Origin of the sequence: Sphingobacterium sp. Mn56C (genome assembly GCF_049319645.1) — a bacterium.
Taxonomy (GTDB): Bacteria; Bacteroidota; Bacteroidia; order Sphingobacteriales; family Sphingobacteriaceae; genus Sphingobacterium.
This window is the reverse complement of record NZ_JBMOUC010000003.1, coordinates 1-15,490: the sequence shown is the minus strand read 5'-3', so window position 1 is coordinate 15,490 and position 15,490 is coordinate 1. Positions and strand designations below refer to the sequence as shown.

Here is a 15,490-nt window from a genome sequence, read left to right as displayed (position 1 = left end):
GTATTAAACTAAACTAAAAAACGAAAACGTTATCCTATTTATTTTAAGTTATCTAAAACGACAAACATATTTTGGCGCATGGCAGCAGCCGTACCCGCATAGTTGTAGACCAGTATTGTAAAGGTGTACTGTTTGCCATCTTTTGCGGTATGATAGCCACTGTAACCCAGGGTGCCGCCTATGGTACCGCTTTTCATTTTCATTTGGTTATATGTGGGCAGCGTTTCCAGGAACATTTTATAATAAGGCCTGTTTACAGCATACTGCATTATGCTATTCATAGCCTTGGCCGTCACGTTATTCTGTGGCGAAAGGCCCGATCCATCCTTAATATTTAATTCTGCCGGGTTAATTTGCAGCTTTTGTTGCCAATATTTTTTGAGGAGATCAGCCCCTTCGGCGGTAGTCAATTTGCCGGCACTAATATTTCCTATGCTACGTAGCAAGGCTTCACCATACAGGTTCACACTTTTTTGGTTAAACCAATATATTATTTCCGCCAACCGGGCTGAGGTATGTACATACAGCTCCTTCGTCTTTACCGGGAAATCGAGCTGCTGCTCTTCCAGTCTTTTCCCTGTTGTAGGGAGGCTATCGGTCGGTATACCCCGGGTATTCAGGTAGTTTGTGAATTCAAAAGCCAGATTATAAGCCGGGTCAGGAATCGCGATTTCAATGGTTTTATTAAGGTCTAATCCGTAGCTACCCTTCAGGTATATTTTTTCGGAGTAGGGCGCTGTATACGCCAGCACATTATCACCAGAGCCCTTTGCCCCGGTTTTTACCGCATTAATAATATGGAGGTACGAGATGTCAGTTGTTGTGCCCTTTAGCGTTGCGGTTTTATGTACTGCACCCGGAGTAAAGTTGACGCCGGTTTTGTTCTCGCGCCAATTTAAGCCAGATATTCCAGCCCCATAATAATTGCCGATATCGTCCCATAACCATCCTCCAGGGACATCATGCCCCGCATAGAGTCTGTCGTCGGCGATAATATTACCGTTAATAGCGCTGATACCTTCTTTTTTTAAGGCCTGTAGCCATTTGTCTAAAACCACTTCGGCTTTGGTATCCTTAAAGCGGTCGCTTCCTAAGGTAGGGTCGCCGGCACCTTGGATCACAATATTACCCTGTAAAATGCCTAAGCTATCTATGGTGCCCGTATAATACAAGCGCGTTTTATACGTGAAATCCTGGCCCAGAAGGTCCAAAGCAGTAATAGAGGTGATAACTTTTAAGGTCGATGCGGTCGGAAGTCCCAGCTCACTATTCCTTTCATAAACCAGGTCTCCGGTTTTGCTATCGTTAACATATAAAGCGGCGATACCATTTTTGAGGGAAGGTTTTGCTAAGAGGTCGCGGAAAGATTTATCTATGTTTTGGGCTGTTTGCTGTCCAAAAGAAAATGAAATAAATAGGGAATAAAGGAATAAAAAAAATAAAGCTTTTTTGTTCATATTTGGATTTATCGTTCAGCACAAATATACAAGAAGTTATTCTCTTATCCGACACTGGTATTGTTGCGCATTTGTAAAAAAGGCGCTTTTTTATTGCTGCGTAGCCGTGTAACCCAGGAGGAAATACTTAAATTGCGACAAATCTTTAAACGAATACTTATGGCACATATGGAGCGATTAGGAAAAATTAGAGCGTTAATGAATAAGGAGGGAATTGATGCGTACATCATCCCTTCGTCGGATCCACATATTAGTGAATATCTACCCGATCGTTTTAAATGTATTGCCTGGACATCAGGTTTTACGGGCTCTGCTGGAACATTAGTAATTACAGCCGATTTTGCAGGTCTTTGGACGGATGCGCGTTATTTTGTGCAGGCGAATGCCGAACTTAAGGGCACAGGTTTTGAACTGGTGAAACTTAAGGTGCAGGGTGCTGCAGAATATGCAGAATGGCTGTTAAATACACTGCCCGCGGGTGCTAAGGTTGCTTTCGATGGTAATTTGGCTTCCTTATTGGTTGCACAAACGGTACAAAACACGCTCGTTCCACATGGGATTACTGTGGATGGGCATTGTGATTTATTGACGCCAATCTGGGAGGGGAGGCCGGCATTGCCCGTTGCTAAAGCGTATCTTCTGGATGAGGCAACAACTGGGCAGAATACGGCGTCGAAAATTGCTGCGGTACGCGATAGCTTGCTGAAAAGTAGGGTTGAAGGGCATTTTATATCATCGCTGGATGATTTAGCATGGTTGCTGAATATCCGTGGGCAGGATGTACCTTGTAATCCGGTGGTTTTAGGGTTTGTATACCTGGATCAGAAGCAGGCTGTGTTGTTTATAGAAAATGAGAAGCTGGATGCGGATAGTATGGCTGTTTTAGAGTCGCAGGGTGTAGCAGTACGCCCATATTACGAAGCGTTGGAATTTGTCAAAAATATAGTAGTCCAAAATATTCTGATTGACCCAAAACGTACCTGTTTTGCTATTTACGACGCTATCCCAGCAACAGTGCCGATTGTGGAGCTTATTAACCCTTCTACTACTTTAAAAGCTATTAAAAATGAGGTGGAGTTGAAACACCTCCGTGAGACCATGATTAATGACGGGGTGGCTTTGACTAAATTTTTTATGTGGTTGGAGCAAAACATCGGGAAGGTAGAACTGACTGAGCTTTCTATTGCCGATAAATTACAACGCTTAAGAGCACAACAACCCGGGTTTGTCGACATTAGTTTTAATACCATCGCTGGATACCTGGATCATGGTGCTTTGCCGCATTACCACGCAACTGAAGCTAATTTTTATACCTTGAAAGCGGAGGGGCTATTGTTGGTAGATTCTGGTGGGCAGTATAAAACGGGAACAACGGATATTACGCGTGTTGTATCTTTAGGAAATATTACGCAGGAGCAAAAGGAGGATTATACCATTGTGCTTAAAGGTACTATCGAAGGTAGCCAAGCGGTATATCCTAAAGGGTCTAAGGGCTATCAGATTGATGCTATAACGCGTAGGCCTATCTGGGCGACTTTGCGCAACTATGGGCATGGAACGGGCCATGGTGTTGGCTTCTTCTTAAATGTGCATGAGGGGCCACAGGTATTTAATTCGGCAAATATCGATGTTGCTATTGAAGAGGGGATGATAACTTCCATAGAACCAGGTTTGTATCGTGAAGGTAAACATGGTATTCGTATCGAGAACTTGGTGTTGTCGAAAGCCTTGGCAAATAGTGAATTCGGCGATTTTATGGATTTCGAAACGTTGACAATATGTTATATTGATACCGCATTGGTGGCAAAAGAGCTGTTGGATAAAAACCATATCGACTGGTTGAACGCGTATAACCGGTGGGTATATGATCAAGTTTCTCCTCGTTTGGAGGAGAGCGAAAAAGCTTGGCTGGCCAGTAAAACCCAGGCTATATAAGATTTAGTTATTTTGTTGCAGGTGTCTTTTTAGGCACCTGTTTTTTTTAGCGTTTAATCGGTAGCTTGTTTTTACTATTATCGCCCTATAAGACAAGAATTTTGTCTTTAAATCTTTGTAATTTTAGCACATGCAATCAAGAAGGAAATTTTTACGATATTCTGGGTTTGGCGCGTTGCTTTTGCAGCAGCTACCCTTATTTGCTTTGGGGCAAAGTTCGAAAACGACAGGTAAGCCAATTGTTTTGTCTACCTGGGACTTTGGCTTAAAGGCCAATGCTGAAGCTTGGAAGGTGTTGAGCAACAACGGTAGGGCGGTGGATGCTGTAGAGCAAGGTGTGCGCTTTACAGAAGCAGATCCTACTGAACGTAGTGTAGGTTATGGTGGTAGACCTGACCGTGATGGTATTGTTACTTTAGATGCTTGTATTATGGACGATAAGGCCAATATTGGGTCGGTTGCCGGGCTCGAGCATATTGTACATGCGGTATCGGTGGCACGGGCGGTAATGGATAAAACACCGCATGTTATGTTGGTCGGCGACGGGGCATTGCAGTTTGCTAAGGAACAGGGTTTTAAAATGGAAAATCTCTTGACGGAGGCTTCTGAACAGGAGTGGAAAGCCTGGTTGAAAACGGCGAAGTATGAGCCTGTGGTAAATATTGAAAACCACGATACCATTGGTATGATCGCTTTGGATGCTGCAGGAAACCTCTCCGGTGCCTGTACCACCAGTGGTATGGCTTTTAAGCTGCATGGTAGGGTTGGCGATTCTCCAATTATTGGTGCCGGCCTTTATGTAGATAATGAAATCGGTGCTGCAACAGCGACAGGGCATGGTGAAGAGGTGATACGTACCGTTGGAAGCCACTTGGTTGTAGAATTAATGCGGCAAGGGTTATCGCCACAAAAGGCCTGTGAGGCTGCGGTACATAGAATAGTGGCGTTTACGAAAAAACGGGGTAAAACATTAGATGCTATTCAGGTCGGTTTTATTGCGCTGAATAAAAAGGGGGAGTATGGGGCATATTGTATCCATAAGGGCTTTAACTTCGCCAAGTATGATCATAATGGAAATGAACTTAAGGCTGCAAAGCATTATTTAAAGGGTTAGTATGGCTAGGGTAGAGATTGCTTGTTTTAATTTGGATTCGGCTAGTATTGCACAGCAGTATGGTGCCGACAGGGTGGAGCTTTGTGCAGGTATGGATGTGGGGGGTACAACACCGAGCATTGCGGATATTAAGACGGTCCGTGAACGACTGTCGATAGCTTTGCATGTTATGGTGCGCCCGCGTGGAGGCGATTTTTTATATGCTGCGGACGAACTGCATGTTATGAAAAATACAATCACCGAGGTGGCTAAATTAGGTGTTGATGGTTTTGTTTTTGGTATATTAAATGCCGATAAGACTGTAAATGTTGCGCAGAATAAAGCCTTGGTGGAATGGGCAGCACCATTGCCGTGTACGTTTCACCGTGCCTTTGATGAGGTTCCTGACCCGGAGAAGGCATTGGAAGATGTTATTGCCTGTGGCTTTGCTACGATCCTGACTTCGGGGGGGGCACCGGATGTTATGGCAGGCCTGCCGCAGTTAAAACAGTTGGTCCTGCAGGCAGGGGATAGAATTACCATTATGCCGGGGGGAGGTTTACGCTCTACAAATATTGAAATGGTACAGCAGCAAACTGCAGCGCATTACTACCATTCTTCGGCCATTACTGATGGCGGCACTACAGCCGTTGCGGATGAGGTGTTGCTGTTGCAGCAAAAATTGCATTAGTTTATACTGCATATTCGTTGTAACTAATGCAAGGGGCGGGAAGCGGGAGGTCTTTAAGCTGTACGACTGTATGGGTAATTTCGTGCCGCTTAGCTGGTGGTTTTCACTGCTCTTACTTTGCCCTGCATGGCTGAAGGAAAAATAAGTGCCTGCTAAGTATGAATTTAAAGCAATAAAAAGTTTAAATTGGCTTTTTATTGCATGTCTTTTTTAGGCTGTTTGATGTCGCTTTAAGCTAATAATAAGCCTAAAAAAGACGTTGTTGCATTACTGAATCTGCCGTGTATACTGAACCTTCATTTGTTGAGCTATATGATGAAACAGCGTTATTATTCTTTGGATGTTTTCCGTGGTGCCACGGTGGCATTGATGATTTTGGTCAACAACCCAGGAACCTGGTCTGCTTTATTTGCGCCACTGCAGCATGCTCCTTGGCATGGTTGTACACCTACGGATCTTGTTTTTCCCTTTTTTCTGTTTGCTGTGGGCAATGCCATGTCATTTGTGATTCCTCGCTTGCAGCAGGAGCGGCCTGTTGTATTCTGGAAAAAGATTGTTAAACGCACGGTACTGATCTTTCTTATTGGTCTCGGACTGAATTGGTTTCCATTTGTTCAATGGTCGCAGGGGGTATTGCATTTTCGTGATTGGGTGAGCGCCGTTGATCCCGGTATTGGGGTTCGTATTATGGGGGTGTTGCAGCGTATAGCCTTGGCTTATTTTGCGGCTTCTATCTTGGTGTATTATGTTAAACCCAGGTCTTTAATTTATCTATCTACTTTTTTATTGTTGGGCTATTGGGGTGTAACAGCAGCTTTAGGCGCTCCTGGGGATGCTTATTCGTTGTCAGGTTGGTTTGGTACAGCTTACGATATACGTATTTTGGGCGTAGCGCACCTGTATAAGGGCGAAGGGGTGCCCTTCGATCCGGAGGGGTTAATGAGTACGTTGCCTGCGGTGGTGCAGGTGGTATTGGGTTACCTTGTGGGGCTTTTTATTCGAGGGCAAGGGGAGGTGACTTGGTTATGGACTAAAGTGCCTGTAAGCAAGGAGCCCCACTTTAAGCTGCTTAGCGGTTTATTGGTGACGGGTTTTATGCTGGTAGTTTTGGGATGGATATGGTCTTTAGGTTTTCCTATCAATAAAAAATTATGGACAAGCTCTTATGTGCTCTATACCACAGGGCTTGCGGTAATGACCTTGGGAAGCTTAATTTGGTATATTGAGGTGCAGTCGGTACGTAATGCCGTAACCAAGTTTTTTGATGTGTTTGGTAAAAACCCACTTTTTATTTTTGTGCTTAGCGGTCTACTACCTAAAGGTACTGCCTTAATTCGGATTCCAAATGGCTATGGCGTCCATGGGGAGCAATTGTTTACCAGTCCGCTGGCCTGGTTTTACAGTAATATATGTGCCAAGATACCAGGGCCTACCGCCTTGGGTTCTTTTGCTTATGCCCTGTGTTTTCTAATTTTTATGTGGATTATTTGTTATTTCTTGGATAAAAATAAAATCTATATTAAGGTTTAACTCCCTATTGTGCAGTTGTAATATTTTGTAAATCCATAAATTAATCCTACTTTTGCAGGCAATTAATAAAATTTAAAAACTTTAATATTATTCAAGAATGTATTTAAGTAAAGAATACAAAGCTGACATCTTCGCAGAATTTAGCGGTGCAGCAAACAACACTGGTTCTGCAGAAGGACAGGTAGCTTTATTCACTAAGAGAATTGCTCACTTAACGGAGCACTTGAAAAAAAACAGAAAAGACTTCAATACGCAGTTTGCTCTACAGAAATTAGTAGGTAAACGTCGTTCTTTGTTAGCTTATTTGTACAAAAAAGATATCAATAGATACCGTGCTATTATTAAAGCATTAGGTTTACGTGATATCATCAAGTAAGCTTTTGGTTAAAAGTATGTAACGAAGGTGACCCCAAAAAGGTCACCTTCGCTGTTTTTTGTGAAATTTATCGCCACTTTCGATTTATCGGCTTTCCTAATTATCAAATTTTCTAATTACCTTTGGACAACTAAAAAAAGTCATAAAAAAATGATGCATGATTAGTGAAGAGGAAAATGCATCTTAATTTAACAAAAATGAGTTATAACGAAAAGAAAGTAACGATTGATATGGGTGAAGGTATTGCCCCTATCGAGTTGTCTACAGGGAAGTTAGCGAAGCAAGCAGACGGTTCTGTAGTATTAAAGCAAGGCGATACCATGTTGTTGGCTACCGTAGTTTCTAGCAAAGAAGCTAAAGCGGGTGTAGACTTCCTCCCTTTATCAGTTGATTACCAAGAGAAATATGCGGCAACAGGCCGTATTCCAGGCGGATTTTTACGCCGTGAATCAAAACTTTCGGATTATGAAGTTTTGATTTGTCGTTTAATAGATAGAGCATTACGTCCTTTATTCCCGGAGACATACCATGCCGATACACAGGTAATGGTGAGTTTAATATCTGCGGATAAAGATATTACTCCAGATTCTTTAGCAGGTTTAGCTGCTTCTGCTGCAATTGCAGTTTCTGATATTCCTTTTGATGGCCCGATTTCTGAAGTTCGTGTTGCCAAAATCGACGATAAATTGGTGGTTAACCCTAAATATTCTGATTTAGAACGTGCTACTTTAGAGTTTATCGTTGCCGGATCAGCAAAAGATATCGTGATGGTAGAAGGGGAAGCGAAAGAGATCTCTGAAGCTGAAATGGTTGAAGCTATTGCGGTAGCTCACGAAGCGATTAAGAAACAAGTTGCAGCACAGGTTGAACTGGCAAAATTGGTGGGTGCAGAAACAAAACGTGAGTTTAACCACGAACCATCGAATGAAACATTGCGTGCTGAGATTTTTAGCGCTACGTACGATAAAGTATATGAAGTAGCGAAATCTGGTTCTACAAAACATGAGCGTACCGAAAAATTTGCTGAAATTGGTCAGGAATGTTTCGCTGCTTATGGTGAAGAAATTGATGAGGAAACAAAATTCTTATTGAAAAAATATTACCACGATGTGCAGTACGATGCGGTACGTAACTTGGTATTGGACGAGGGTATCCGTTTAGATGGTCGTGATGTACGTACTGTACGTCCGATTTGGTCTGAAGTAGATTACCTTCCTGCAGCACACGGTTCAGCGGTGTTTACGCGTGGCGAAACACAATCTTTAACATCGGTAACATTGGGTGCTAAAGATGATGAGCAGATGATCGATGGTGCTTTTATCCATGGCTATAATAAATTTATTTTACACTATAACTTCCCAGGTTTCTCTACAGGGGAGGTAAGACCAAATAGAGGTCCAGGCCGCCGTGAGGTTGGTCATGGTAACTTGGCTTTACGTTCCTTAAAACAGGTGTTGCCTGCAGATGCAGAGAATCCTTATACCATTCGTGTTGTATCGGATATCTTAGAATCCAATGGTTCTTCGTCGATGGCTACCGTATGTGCGGGTACATTGGCGTTAATGGATGCCGGTGTTAAGTTATCTGCTCCTGTATCGGGTATTGCAATGGGCTTAATTACCGATGAAAAATCAGGTAAGTATGCGATCCTATCGGATATCTTAGGTGATGAAGATCATTTGGGTGATATGGACTTTAAAGTTACAGGTACGGAGAAAGGTATTGTGGGCTGTCAGATGGACTTAAAGATCAATGGTCTTAAATGGGAGGTGTTGACGCAGGCCTTAGAGCAAGCTAAGGAAGCGCGTTTACATATCTTAGGTGAAATGAAGAAAACGATTGAAGCGCCACGTGAAGACTTCAAACCTCATGCACCTCGTATTATCTCGTTAACCATCGATAAGGAATTTATTGGTGCTGTAATTGGGCCAGGTGGTAAAATTATCCAGGAAATGCAACGTGAAACTGGCGCCACAATTTCTATTGAAGAAGTGGATGGCAAAGGTATTGTGCAGGTATTTGCAGATAATAAAGAAGCTATTGATGCTGCCGTTGGCCGTATTAAAATTATTGTTACGAAACCTGAAATCGGCGAAATTTATGAGGGTAAAGTGAAAACCATTATGCCTTTCGGTGCTTTTGTAGAAATTATGCCAGGAAAAGATGGTTTGTTACATATCTCCGAAATTGATTGGAAACGTTTGGAAACGATGGATGGTATCTTCAATGAAGGCGATCAGGTTACGGTAAAATTATTGGATATCGATAAGCAAGGTAAATTGAAGCTTTCGCGTAAAGCATTATTACCTCGTCCACCGAAAGAGGATCGTCCGAAAGAGGATAAACCTAGAAATGATAAGCCTAGACAGGATAGGCCTAAAGCAGAGGACAAACCTGAAGCAAATGCACCTGCAGCAGATGCTCCACAAGCATAACAAAAAACACCCGACCCCAAAAAGGTCGGGATTTTTTTAGCCTCCTAATTATTTGCTAATTCTTTTTAAATAGACTCTTAGGCATGGGTTTTGCATAAGCCTATCGGGAATTTTGGGGGCTTTAATATGCTTTTAATACGTTTAAATTTTTTATTCTTTTAATTTTTTAATTATCATTTACTACACATGAAAATAAAAGTTGGTTTCGGCTTTGATGTTCACCAAATGAGGGAGGGACATCCTTTTGTATTGGGTGGAGTAACTTTAGATCATCATGCCGGTGCTTTTGGGCATTCAGATGCTGATGTGCTAGCGCATGCGATATGTGATGCAATATTGGGGGCCGCAAATCTTGAAGATATTGGCTACCATTTTCCAAATACTGACGATCGTTGGAAAGGTATCAGTAGCTTGGTGTTGCTGCAGGAATGTGTGCGTCTTATTCAGGAAAAAGGTTGGTCTTTGGGAAATATTGATGCCATGTTGTGTTTGGAGGCGCCTAAAATTAAACCATATATTCCGGAAATGAAGGCTAATTTAGCGCATGCAGCTGGAATGGATGTAGAGGATATTTCTATTAAAGCAACGACCAATGAAACTATGGGTTTTATTGGTCGGCAAGAAGGGGTAGTTGCCTACGCCGTTTGTTTAATTCAGAAATAAAAAAATCTCATCTGTATTATCTATTTTTGTAAAATGAAGAGAGAATCTAAAAACAATAAGCTTACTCCGGAGGATATCAGTAGGTATACGAGACGTATATGGATGATATTTGCTGGCGTAATTGCTTTTGTGCTTTTGTTTTTGACGGCTGTGCGTTTCGGAATTTTCGGAAAGCTGCCCAGCTTTGAAGAACTCGAAAATCCGCATAGTAATTTAGCATCCGAAATCTTGTCGGACGACAGCAGGGTGTTAGGAACTTATTTTAAAGAAAACCGTTCGAATGTAAAGTATAGTGAGCTATCGCCTTATTTAATACAAGCACTGATTTCTACGGAGGATAAACGTTTCTATGGTCACTCTGGTATAGATTATTCGCGTACCATTACAATGGTTGCACATACGTTATTGGGAAGTAAACAGGGGGGCAGTACGATTACGCAACAGTTGGCATTAAACCTTTTTGCCGACCGACGCGAGCGTAACCCGGTGAAGCGTATTATGCAGAAGCTTCAAGAGTGGATTACTGCGGTACGCCTGGAAAGAAATTATACCAAGGAAGAGATTATAATGCTGTATTTTAATACGGTAGATTTTGGTTCTTATAATACCGACGGCATAAAATCTGCTGCGCGTACGTATTTTAATACAACACCCGATAAATTGGCTCCGGAACAGGCGGCATTATTGGTCGGTATGTTGAAAGGACCTTCGTATTTTTCGCCGGTTCGTTTTCCGGAACGTGCATTAGGACGTCGAAACTTGGTCCTTAGCAATATGTTGAATGAAAAGTTCATTACACAAGCGCAGTATGAGGAGGCTAAAAATAAACCATTGGGTTTACAGCTGAATATTTCCCGGTATGGGGAAGGGGTAGCGCCGTATTTCCGTGCGGTTTTAAAAGATGAAATTAAAAAAATCTTTAAAGCAAAAAATTTGGTAAAGGCCGACGGTACTCCATATGACTTAGACCGCGATGGCTTGAAAATTTATACGCCTATAAATTATAAAATGCAGGAGTATGCTGAGGCGGCTCAAAAAGAGTGGATGCAGACTTTACAGCGTGAATTTGATAAGCAATGGAAACGTCGCGATGCCTTTACCGGTAAAAATGCTAAGCTCCTGGAGACGGGAATGAAGCGCTCTGATCGCTACAGACAGATGAAGGATGACGGTGCTTCGGATGAGGAAATTAAGAAGGCTTTTAATACAAAAACGAAGATTAATATCTTTACCTGGAAGGGTAATGTTGATACCACCATGACGCCATTGGATTCTATTAAGTATAATAAACTTATGCTGCGAAATTCTATGATGGCCATGGAGCCTTTAACGGGCCATATTAAAGCTTGGGTTGGCGGAATTAATTTTGAGCATTACAAGTATGATCAGGTAAAAATGGGTATCCGCCAGGTAGGCTCAACAGCAAAACCTTTTACCTATGCTACAGCAATTGATAATGGCTATTATTCGCCTTGTTTCTCTGTGCCGAACCATCAGCAGACTTACGGCAACTGGACGCCGCGTGGTACGGTTCAGGGTGGTGATCCGATTACGTTGAAAAATGCACTTAAATATTCTCAAAACTATGCCTCAGCGTATGTGATTAATGAGGTCGGTGCAGAAAATGTGGCCAACTTAACTCGTAAGATGGGAATAACCTCTACAGTACCGAATTACCCTTCTATCGCTTTAGGCGCTTACGAAGCTTCGGTGTATGATATGGTGGGGGCCTATTCGGCTTTTGTAAACCATGGTACTTGGATTGAGCCTACGATGATATTGCGCATTGAGGATAAAAATGGAACGCTTATTTATGAAAATACGCCCGCTATTACGAAAGCTTTAAACAGTGAGTCGGCCTATATTATGGTGGATATGTTAAAAGGTGTAATCGATGGCGGTACGGGTAGTCGTTTGCGTAGGCAGGAATATGGTGGGCTTACCAATCCTATTGGGGGGAAAACAGGTACGACAAACGATAACTCGGATGCTTGGTTTATTGGTATTACACCCGAACTTGTTGCTGGCGTGTGGACTGGTGCGGAAGATAGGGGTATTAGTTTCAGTAATATGCAGTACGGACAGGGGGCAGCAGCGGCGTTGCCGATTTTTGGACTGTTTATGAAAAAAGTCTACAGTGATAAAAGTTTAAATTATTCTAAAGGCGATTTTCCAAAACCGCCGGGTGGCCTTACACGGGTAATCGACTGTTCGCAGTACTCCGATTACGAAGGTTATTCTACCGAACCTAAGGAAGTGGAAGAAGATCGTTTGGGATTTTAATTACTATAACCTTTTATTTGTGCCAGACAATAGATTTTACGAGATTTGTTGTCTGGCATTTTTTTGTTGTTTATCATGGCATTTGATTATAAAGAAGAACTAAAACGTATTCCTCATAAACCTGGCGTCTATCAATATTTCGATAAAGATGATGTCCTGATTTATGTAGGCAAAGCCAAGGATTTAAGAAATAGGGTCGGTTCTTATTTTGTAAATGATAAGCAGCTAAATTCGAAAACCCGCGTACTGGTACGTAAGATTCAGCGTATTGCCTTTACCCTGGTGGATACTGAAATTGATGCTTGGTTACTGGAGAACAATCTGATTAAAAAGCATAAGCCACGCTATAATGTGATGCTTAAGGATGATAAAACCTATCCTTGGATTGTTATAAAAAATGAACCCTTTCCACGTGTGTTTTGGACCCGGAATTATCGTAAAGATGGTTCCAAATACTATGGCCCTTACGCTTCTGTAGGCATGATGCATGTGGTGTTGAATACCATCCGCGAACTTTTTCCATTACGTAGTTGTGCCCTTAACCTTGCCCCGGAAAATATTGCTAAAGGCAAGTATAAAGTATGTTTAGAGTATCAAATTGGTAATTGTAAAGGTCCGTGTGAAGGGTTTCAGTCGCAACCTGATTACGATCAAAATCTCCAAGATATTAAAGATATTTTGAATGGTAAGATTTCGGTGGTTACAGGACGCCTTAAAGCGCAAATGCAGGATGCGATTACTGCGTTAAATTTTGAAGAGGCTCATCGAATAAAAAATAATTTAGATAAGCTGGACAATTACCAAAGTAAGTCTACCGTGGTGAGCGCATCGATTACCAATGTCGATGTGTTTAGCATTGCCTCCGACGATTCTTATGCTTTCGTAAATTTCTTAAAGGTTATGAATGGGGTTGTTATTCAAACACAGACTTTGGAAATGAAGAAACGTTTGGATGAAACGGAAGCAGAATTATTGGCCATCGCCATACCTGAGATACGAAATAGGTATAAGAGTGTCTCGCGTGAAATAATTGTGCCCTTTGATTTACATGTGGATGGTTTACAGGAGTATGTTAAGTTGCTGGTACCTAAGTTGGGGGATAAACGTAAGTTGCTGGACCTTTCTTTAAAGAACGTGGCTTACTTTAAGAAAGAACGGTTGCTGCAGTATGAAAAACTAAATCCGGAGGTAAAAACGGATCGTATCTTGTTGCAGATGCAAAAAGACTTGCGTATGAATGTGCTGCCACGGCATATTGAGTGTTTTGATAACTCCAATATACAAGGGAATTTTCCGGTGTCTGCAATTGTTGTCTTTAAAGATGCGAAGCCTTCTAAGAAGGATTACCGCCATTTTAATGTGAAAACGGTTGAAGGGCCCAACGATTTTGCTACGATGGAAGAGGCTGTATACCGGCGGTACCGACGTCTGTTGGATGAGGGGCAGCCTCTGCCTCAATTAATTATTATCGATGGTGGTAAAGGTCAACTGGGTGCTGCATTGAAGAGTTTGAGGCTGTTGGGGATATCGCGCGACGTAACCGTTATCGGTATTGCTAAAAGGCTGGAGGAATTATTTTATCCGGGCGACCAATATCCATTATACCTGGATAAAAAATCAGAAACCTTAAAGATAATTCAACATCTACGGGATGAAGCGCATCGTTTTGGTATTACTTTTCACCGTAACCAACGTAGTCGCAAAACCTTTGTTTCTGAGTTGGAAAATATTCCAGGCATAGGAAAAACGAGTGTAGAAAAGCTATTAAAGCAGTTTAAATCTGTTAAAAGAATACGGGAAACTAATGACGAGGAGCTGTTGCAGGTTATCAATACCAAGCAGCTAAAAGCTCTGCGTAGCTATTTTGAGGTTGGGTAGCTTAGAATAAACACAAAAAAAGATGCTGTATTTCCTTCGAAACAGCTTCTTTTTTTTGTTATTTACGTTTTGCAAGAAGGGTATTAATCTTCGTAACCAAAACGCTTTAGGTGGTTCTTTTTCGATCTCCAGTCGGACAATACCTTAACAAAGACTTCCAAAAATACCTTCCCACCGATAAATTCTTCAATATCTTGACGCGCATAGGTGCCTACTTTTTTTATCATTGCACCACCTTTGCCAATAATGATATTCTTTTGTGAATCCCGCTCTACAATAATTTCAGCAGAGATACGGGTAAGATTTCCTTCTTCTTTAAATGCTGTAACAACGACTTCAGTGCTGTATGGAATCTCCTTGTCGTAAAGCTTAAAGATTTTTTCACGAATCATTTCCGAGGCAAAAAAGCGCATGCTCTTATCAGTTAATTCATCTTTTTCATAGTAGGCAGGGTGTACAGGCAATTTATCTTTTATATACTCCATAATTGGGAATACATTGTAGCCCAGTAAGGCGGATATAGCAAATATGGCATCTGGGTTCAGTTTCTCTTTCCAGAATTCAATTTTTTCTTTTACCTCTAGCTCGGTAGATTTATCGATTTTATTGATTAATACAATAACCGGAGAGTCGGTTTTTAGTAGTTTCTCTAAAACCTCATTTTCATCGTATTTCTCGTTAATATCGGTAACAAACAGAATAATGTCTGCATCTACCAAGGATCCTTGTACAAAATTCATCATCGATTCCTGTAAAGAATACTTTGGTTTTATCACTCCCGGCGTATCCGAAAAGATTATTTGGTGGTCTTCATCGTTCACGATACCCATAATACGGTGACGTGTGGTCTGAGCTTTCGGAGTGATGATTGACATTTTTTCACCCACTAAAGCGTTCATTAGCGTAGACTTACCCGCGTTTGGCTTTCCTATAATACTTACGAATCCGGCTTTATGCGACATTATTTTATTTTTTTGTTGTTTTACAAAGAAACAAATAATATCTTTGTACTCCAATTAAGGAAGTAAATAATCTTTGATTTTGACATAAAAACAAAGGTTTGAAATAAAATATATTGCGGGATGGAGCAGTGGTAGCTCGTCGGGCTCATAACCCGAAGGTCATCAGTTCGAGTCTGGTTCCCGCTAC

11 protein-coding genes and 1 tRNA gene are annotated in these 15,490 nt (G+C 41.6%); 10 read left to right on the top strand and 2 right to left on the bottom strand.

All coding sequences use genetic code 11. The features are described 5' to 3' along the window. Positions 1–38: 38 nt before the first annotated feature. On the bottom strand, positions 39–1,457 hold the full coding sequence (gene dacB / locus ACL9RF_RS09720; protein ID WP_422800429.1) for a D-alanyl-D-alanine carboxypeptidase/D-alanyl-D-alanine endopeptidase: 1,419 nt from the start codon (positions 1,455–1,457) through the stop codon (positions 39–41). Between the two features lie 159 nt (positions 1,458–1,616). Here dacB and ACL9RF_RS09715 point away from each other — a divergent pair, with 159 nt between their 5' ends. The 9 genes from ACL9RF_RS09715 (at position 1,617) to uvrC (ending at position 14,341) form a co-directional block, all read left to right on the top strand. After that, complete coding sequence (locus ACL9RF_RS09715) at positions 1,617–3,392, top strand: aminopeptidase P family protein (RefSeq protein ID WP_422800428.1); 1,776 nt, start codon at positions 1,617–1,619, stop codon at positions 3,390–3,392. Between the two features lie 130 nt (positions 3,393–3,522). Next, entirely contained in the window at positions 3,523–4,506 is a 984-nt protein-coding gene (locus tag ACL9RF_RS09710; RefSeq protein WP_422800427.1) for an isoaspartyl peptidase/L-asparaginase family protein, read from the top strand. A gap of 1 nt (position 4,507) precedes the next feature. Next, a complete protein-coding gene (locus tag ACL9RF_RS09705; RefSeq protein ID WP_422800426.1) occupies positions 4,508–5,176 on the top strand; it encodes a copper homeostasis protein CutC in 669 nt (222 codons plus the stop codon). Between the two features lie 312 nt (positions 5,177–5,488). Continuing rightward, positions 5,489–6,706 (top strand): acyltransferase family protein, encoded by a 1,218-nt coding sequence (locus ACL9RF_RS09700; protein WP_422800425.1) that lies wholly within the window; start codon positions 5,489–5,491, stop codon positions 6,704–6,706. Between the two features lie 97 nt (positions 6,707–6,803). After that, positions 6,804–7,082 (top strand): 30S ribosomal protein S15, encoded by a 279-nt coding sequence (rpsO, locus tag ACL9RF_RS09695; protein ID WP_422800424.1) that lies wholly within the window; start codon positions 6,804–6,806, stop codon positions 7,080–7,082. 197 nt (positions 7,083–7,279) lie between these two features. Further along, entirely contained in the window at positions 7,280–9,517 is a 2,238-nt protein-coding gene (pnp, locus tag ACL9RF_RS09690; RefSeq protein ID WP_422800423.1) for a polyribonucleotide nucleotidyltransferase, read from the top strand. A 186-nt stretch (positions 9,518–9,703) separates the two neighbouring features. After that, positions 9,704–10,180 (top strand): 2-C-methyl-D-erythritol 2,4-cyclodiphosphate synthase, encoded by a 477-nt coding sequence (gene ispF, locus ACL9RF_RS09685; protein ID WP_422800422.1) that lies wholly within the window; start codon positions 9,704–9,706, stop codon positions 10,178–10,180. A gap of 33 nt (positions 10,181–10,213) precedes the next feature. Beyond that, positions 10,214–12,463 (top strand): penicillin-binding protein 1A, encoded by a 2,250-nt coding sequence (locus ACL9RF_RS09680; RefSeq protein WP_422800421.1) that lies wholly within the window; start codon positions 10,214–10,216, stop codon positions 12,461–12,463. A 75-nt stretch (positions 12,464–12,538) separates the two neighbouring features. Beyond that, on the top strand, positions 12,539–14,341 hold the full coding sequence (gene uvrC / locus ACL9RF_RS09675; protein ID WP_422800420.1) for an excinuclease ABC subunit UvrC: 1,803 nt from the start codon (positions 12,539–12,541) through the stop codon (positions 14,339–14,341). 83 nt (positions 14,342–14,424) lie between these two features. Here uvrC and era read toward each other — a convergent pair whose 3' ends face one another. Further along, the gene (era, locus tag ACL9RF_RS09670; protein ID WP_422800419.1) at positions 14,425–15,303 is read right to left on the bottom strand and encodes a GTPase Era; all 879 of its coding nucleotides are present in this window, start codon (positions 15,301–15,303) and stop codon (positions 14,425–14,427) included. Positions 15,304–15,417: 114 nt separating this feature from the next. On the opposite strand from era, the gene ACL9RF_RS09665 reads away from it, so the two are divergent. Beyond that, positions 15,418–15,489 (top strand) — tRNA-Met (locus tag ACL9RF_RS09665). The last annotated feature ends 1 nt before the right edge of the window (position 15,490 follow it).

Coding starts and splice junctions, on each gene's coding strand:
- era (WP_422800419.1), bottom strand. CDS start 15,303: ATGTCGCATAAAGCCGGATTCGTAAGTATTATAGGAAAGCCAAACGCG.
- ACL9RF_RS09710 (WP_422800427.1), top strand. CDS start 3,523: ATGCAATCAAGAAGGAAATTTTTACGATATTCTGGGTTTGGCGCGTTG.
- ispF (WP_422800422.1), top strand. CDS start 9,704: ATGAAAATAAAAGTTGGTTTCGGCTTTGATGTTCACCAAATGAGGGAG.
- ACL9RF_RS09700 (WP_422800425.1), top strand. CDS start 5,489: ATGATGAAACAGCGTTATTATTCTTTGGATGTTTTCCGTGGTGCCACG.
- ACL9RF_RS09705 (WP_422800426.1), top strand. CDS start 4,508: ATGGCTAGGGTAGAGATTGCTTGTTTTAATTTGGATTCGGCTAGTATT.
- ACL9RF_RS09715 (WP_422800428.1), top strand. CDS start 1,617: ATGGCACATATGGAGCGATTAGGAAAAATTAGAGCGTTAATGAATAAG.
- rpsO (WP_422800424.1), top strand. CDS start 6,804: ATGTATTTAAGTAAAGAATACAAAGCTGACATCTTCGCAGAATTTAGC.
- ACL9RF_RS09680 (WP_422800421.1), top strand. CDS start 10,214: ATGAAGAGAGAATCTAAAAACAATAAGCTTACTCCGGAGGATATCAGT.
- uvrC (WP_422800420.1), top strand. CDS start 12,539: ATGGCATTTGATTATAAAGAAGAACTAAAACGTATTCCTCATAAACCT.
- pnp (WP_422800423.1), top strand. CDS start 7,280: ATGAGTTATAACGAAAAGAAAGTAACGATTGATATGGGTGAAGGTATT.
- dacB (WP_422800429.1), bottom strand. CDS start 1,457: ATGAACAAAAAAGCTTTATTTTTTTTATTCCTTTATTCCCTATTTATT.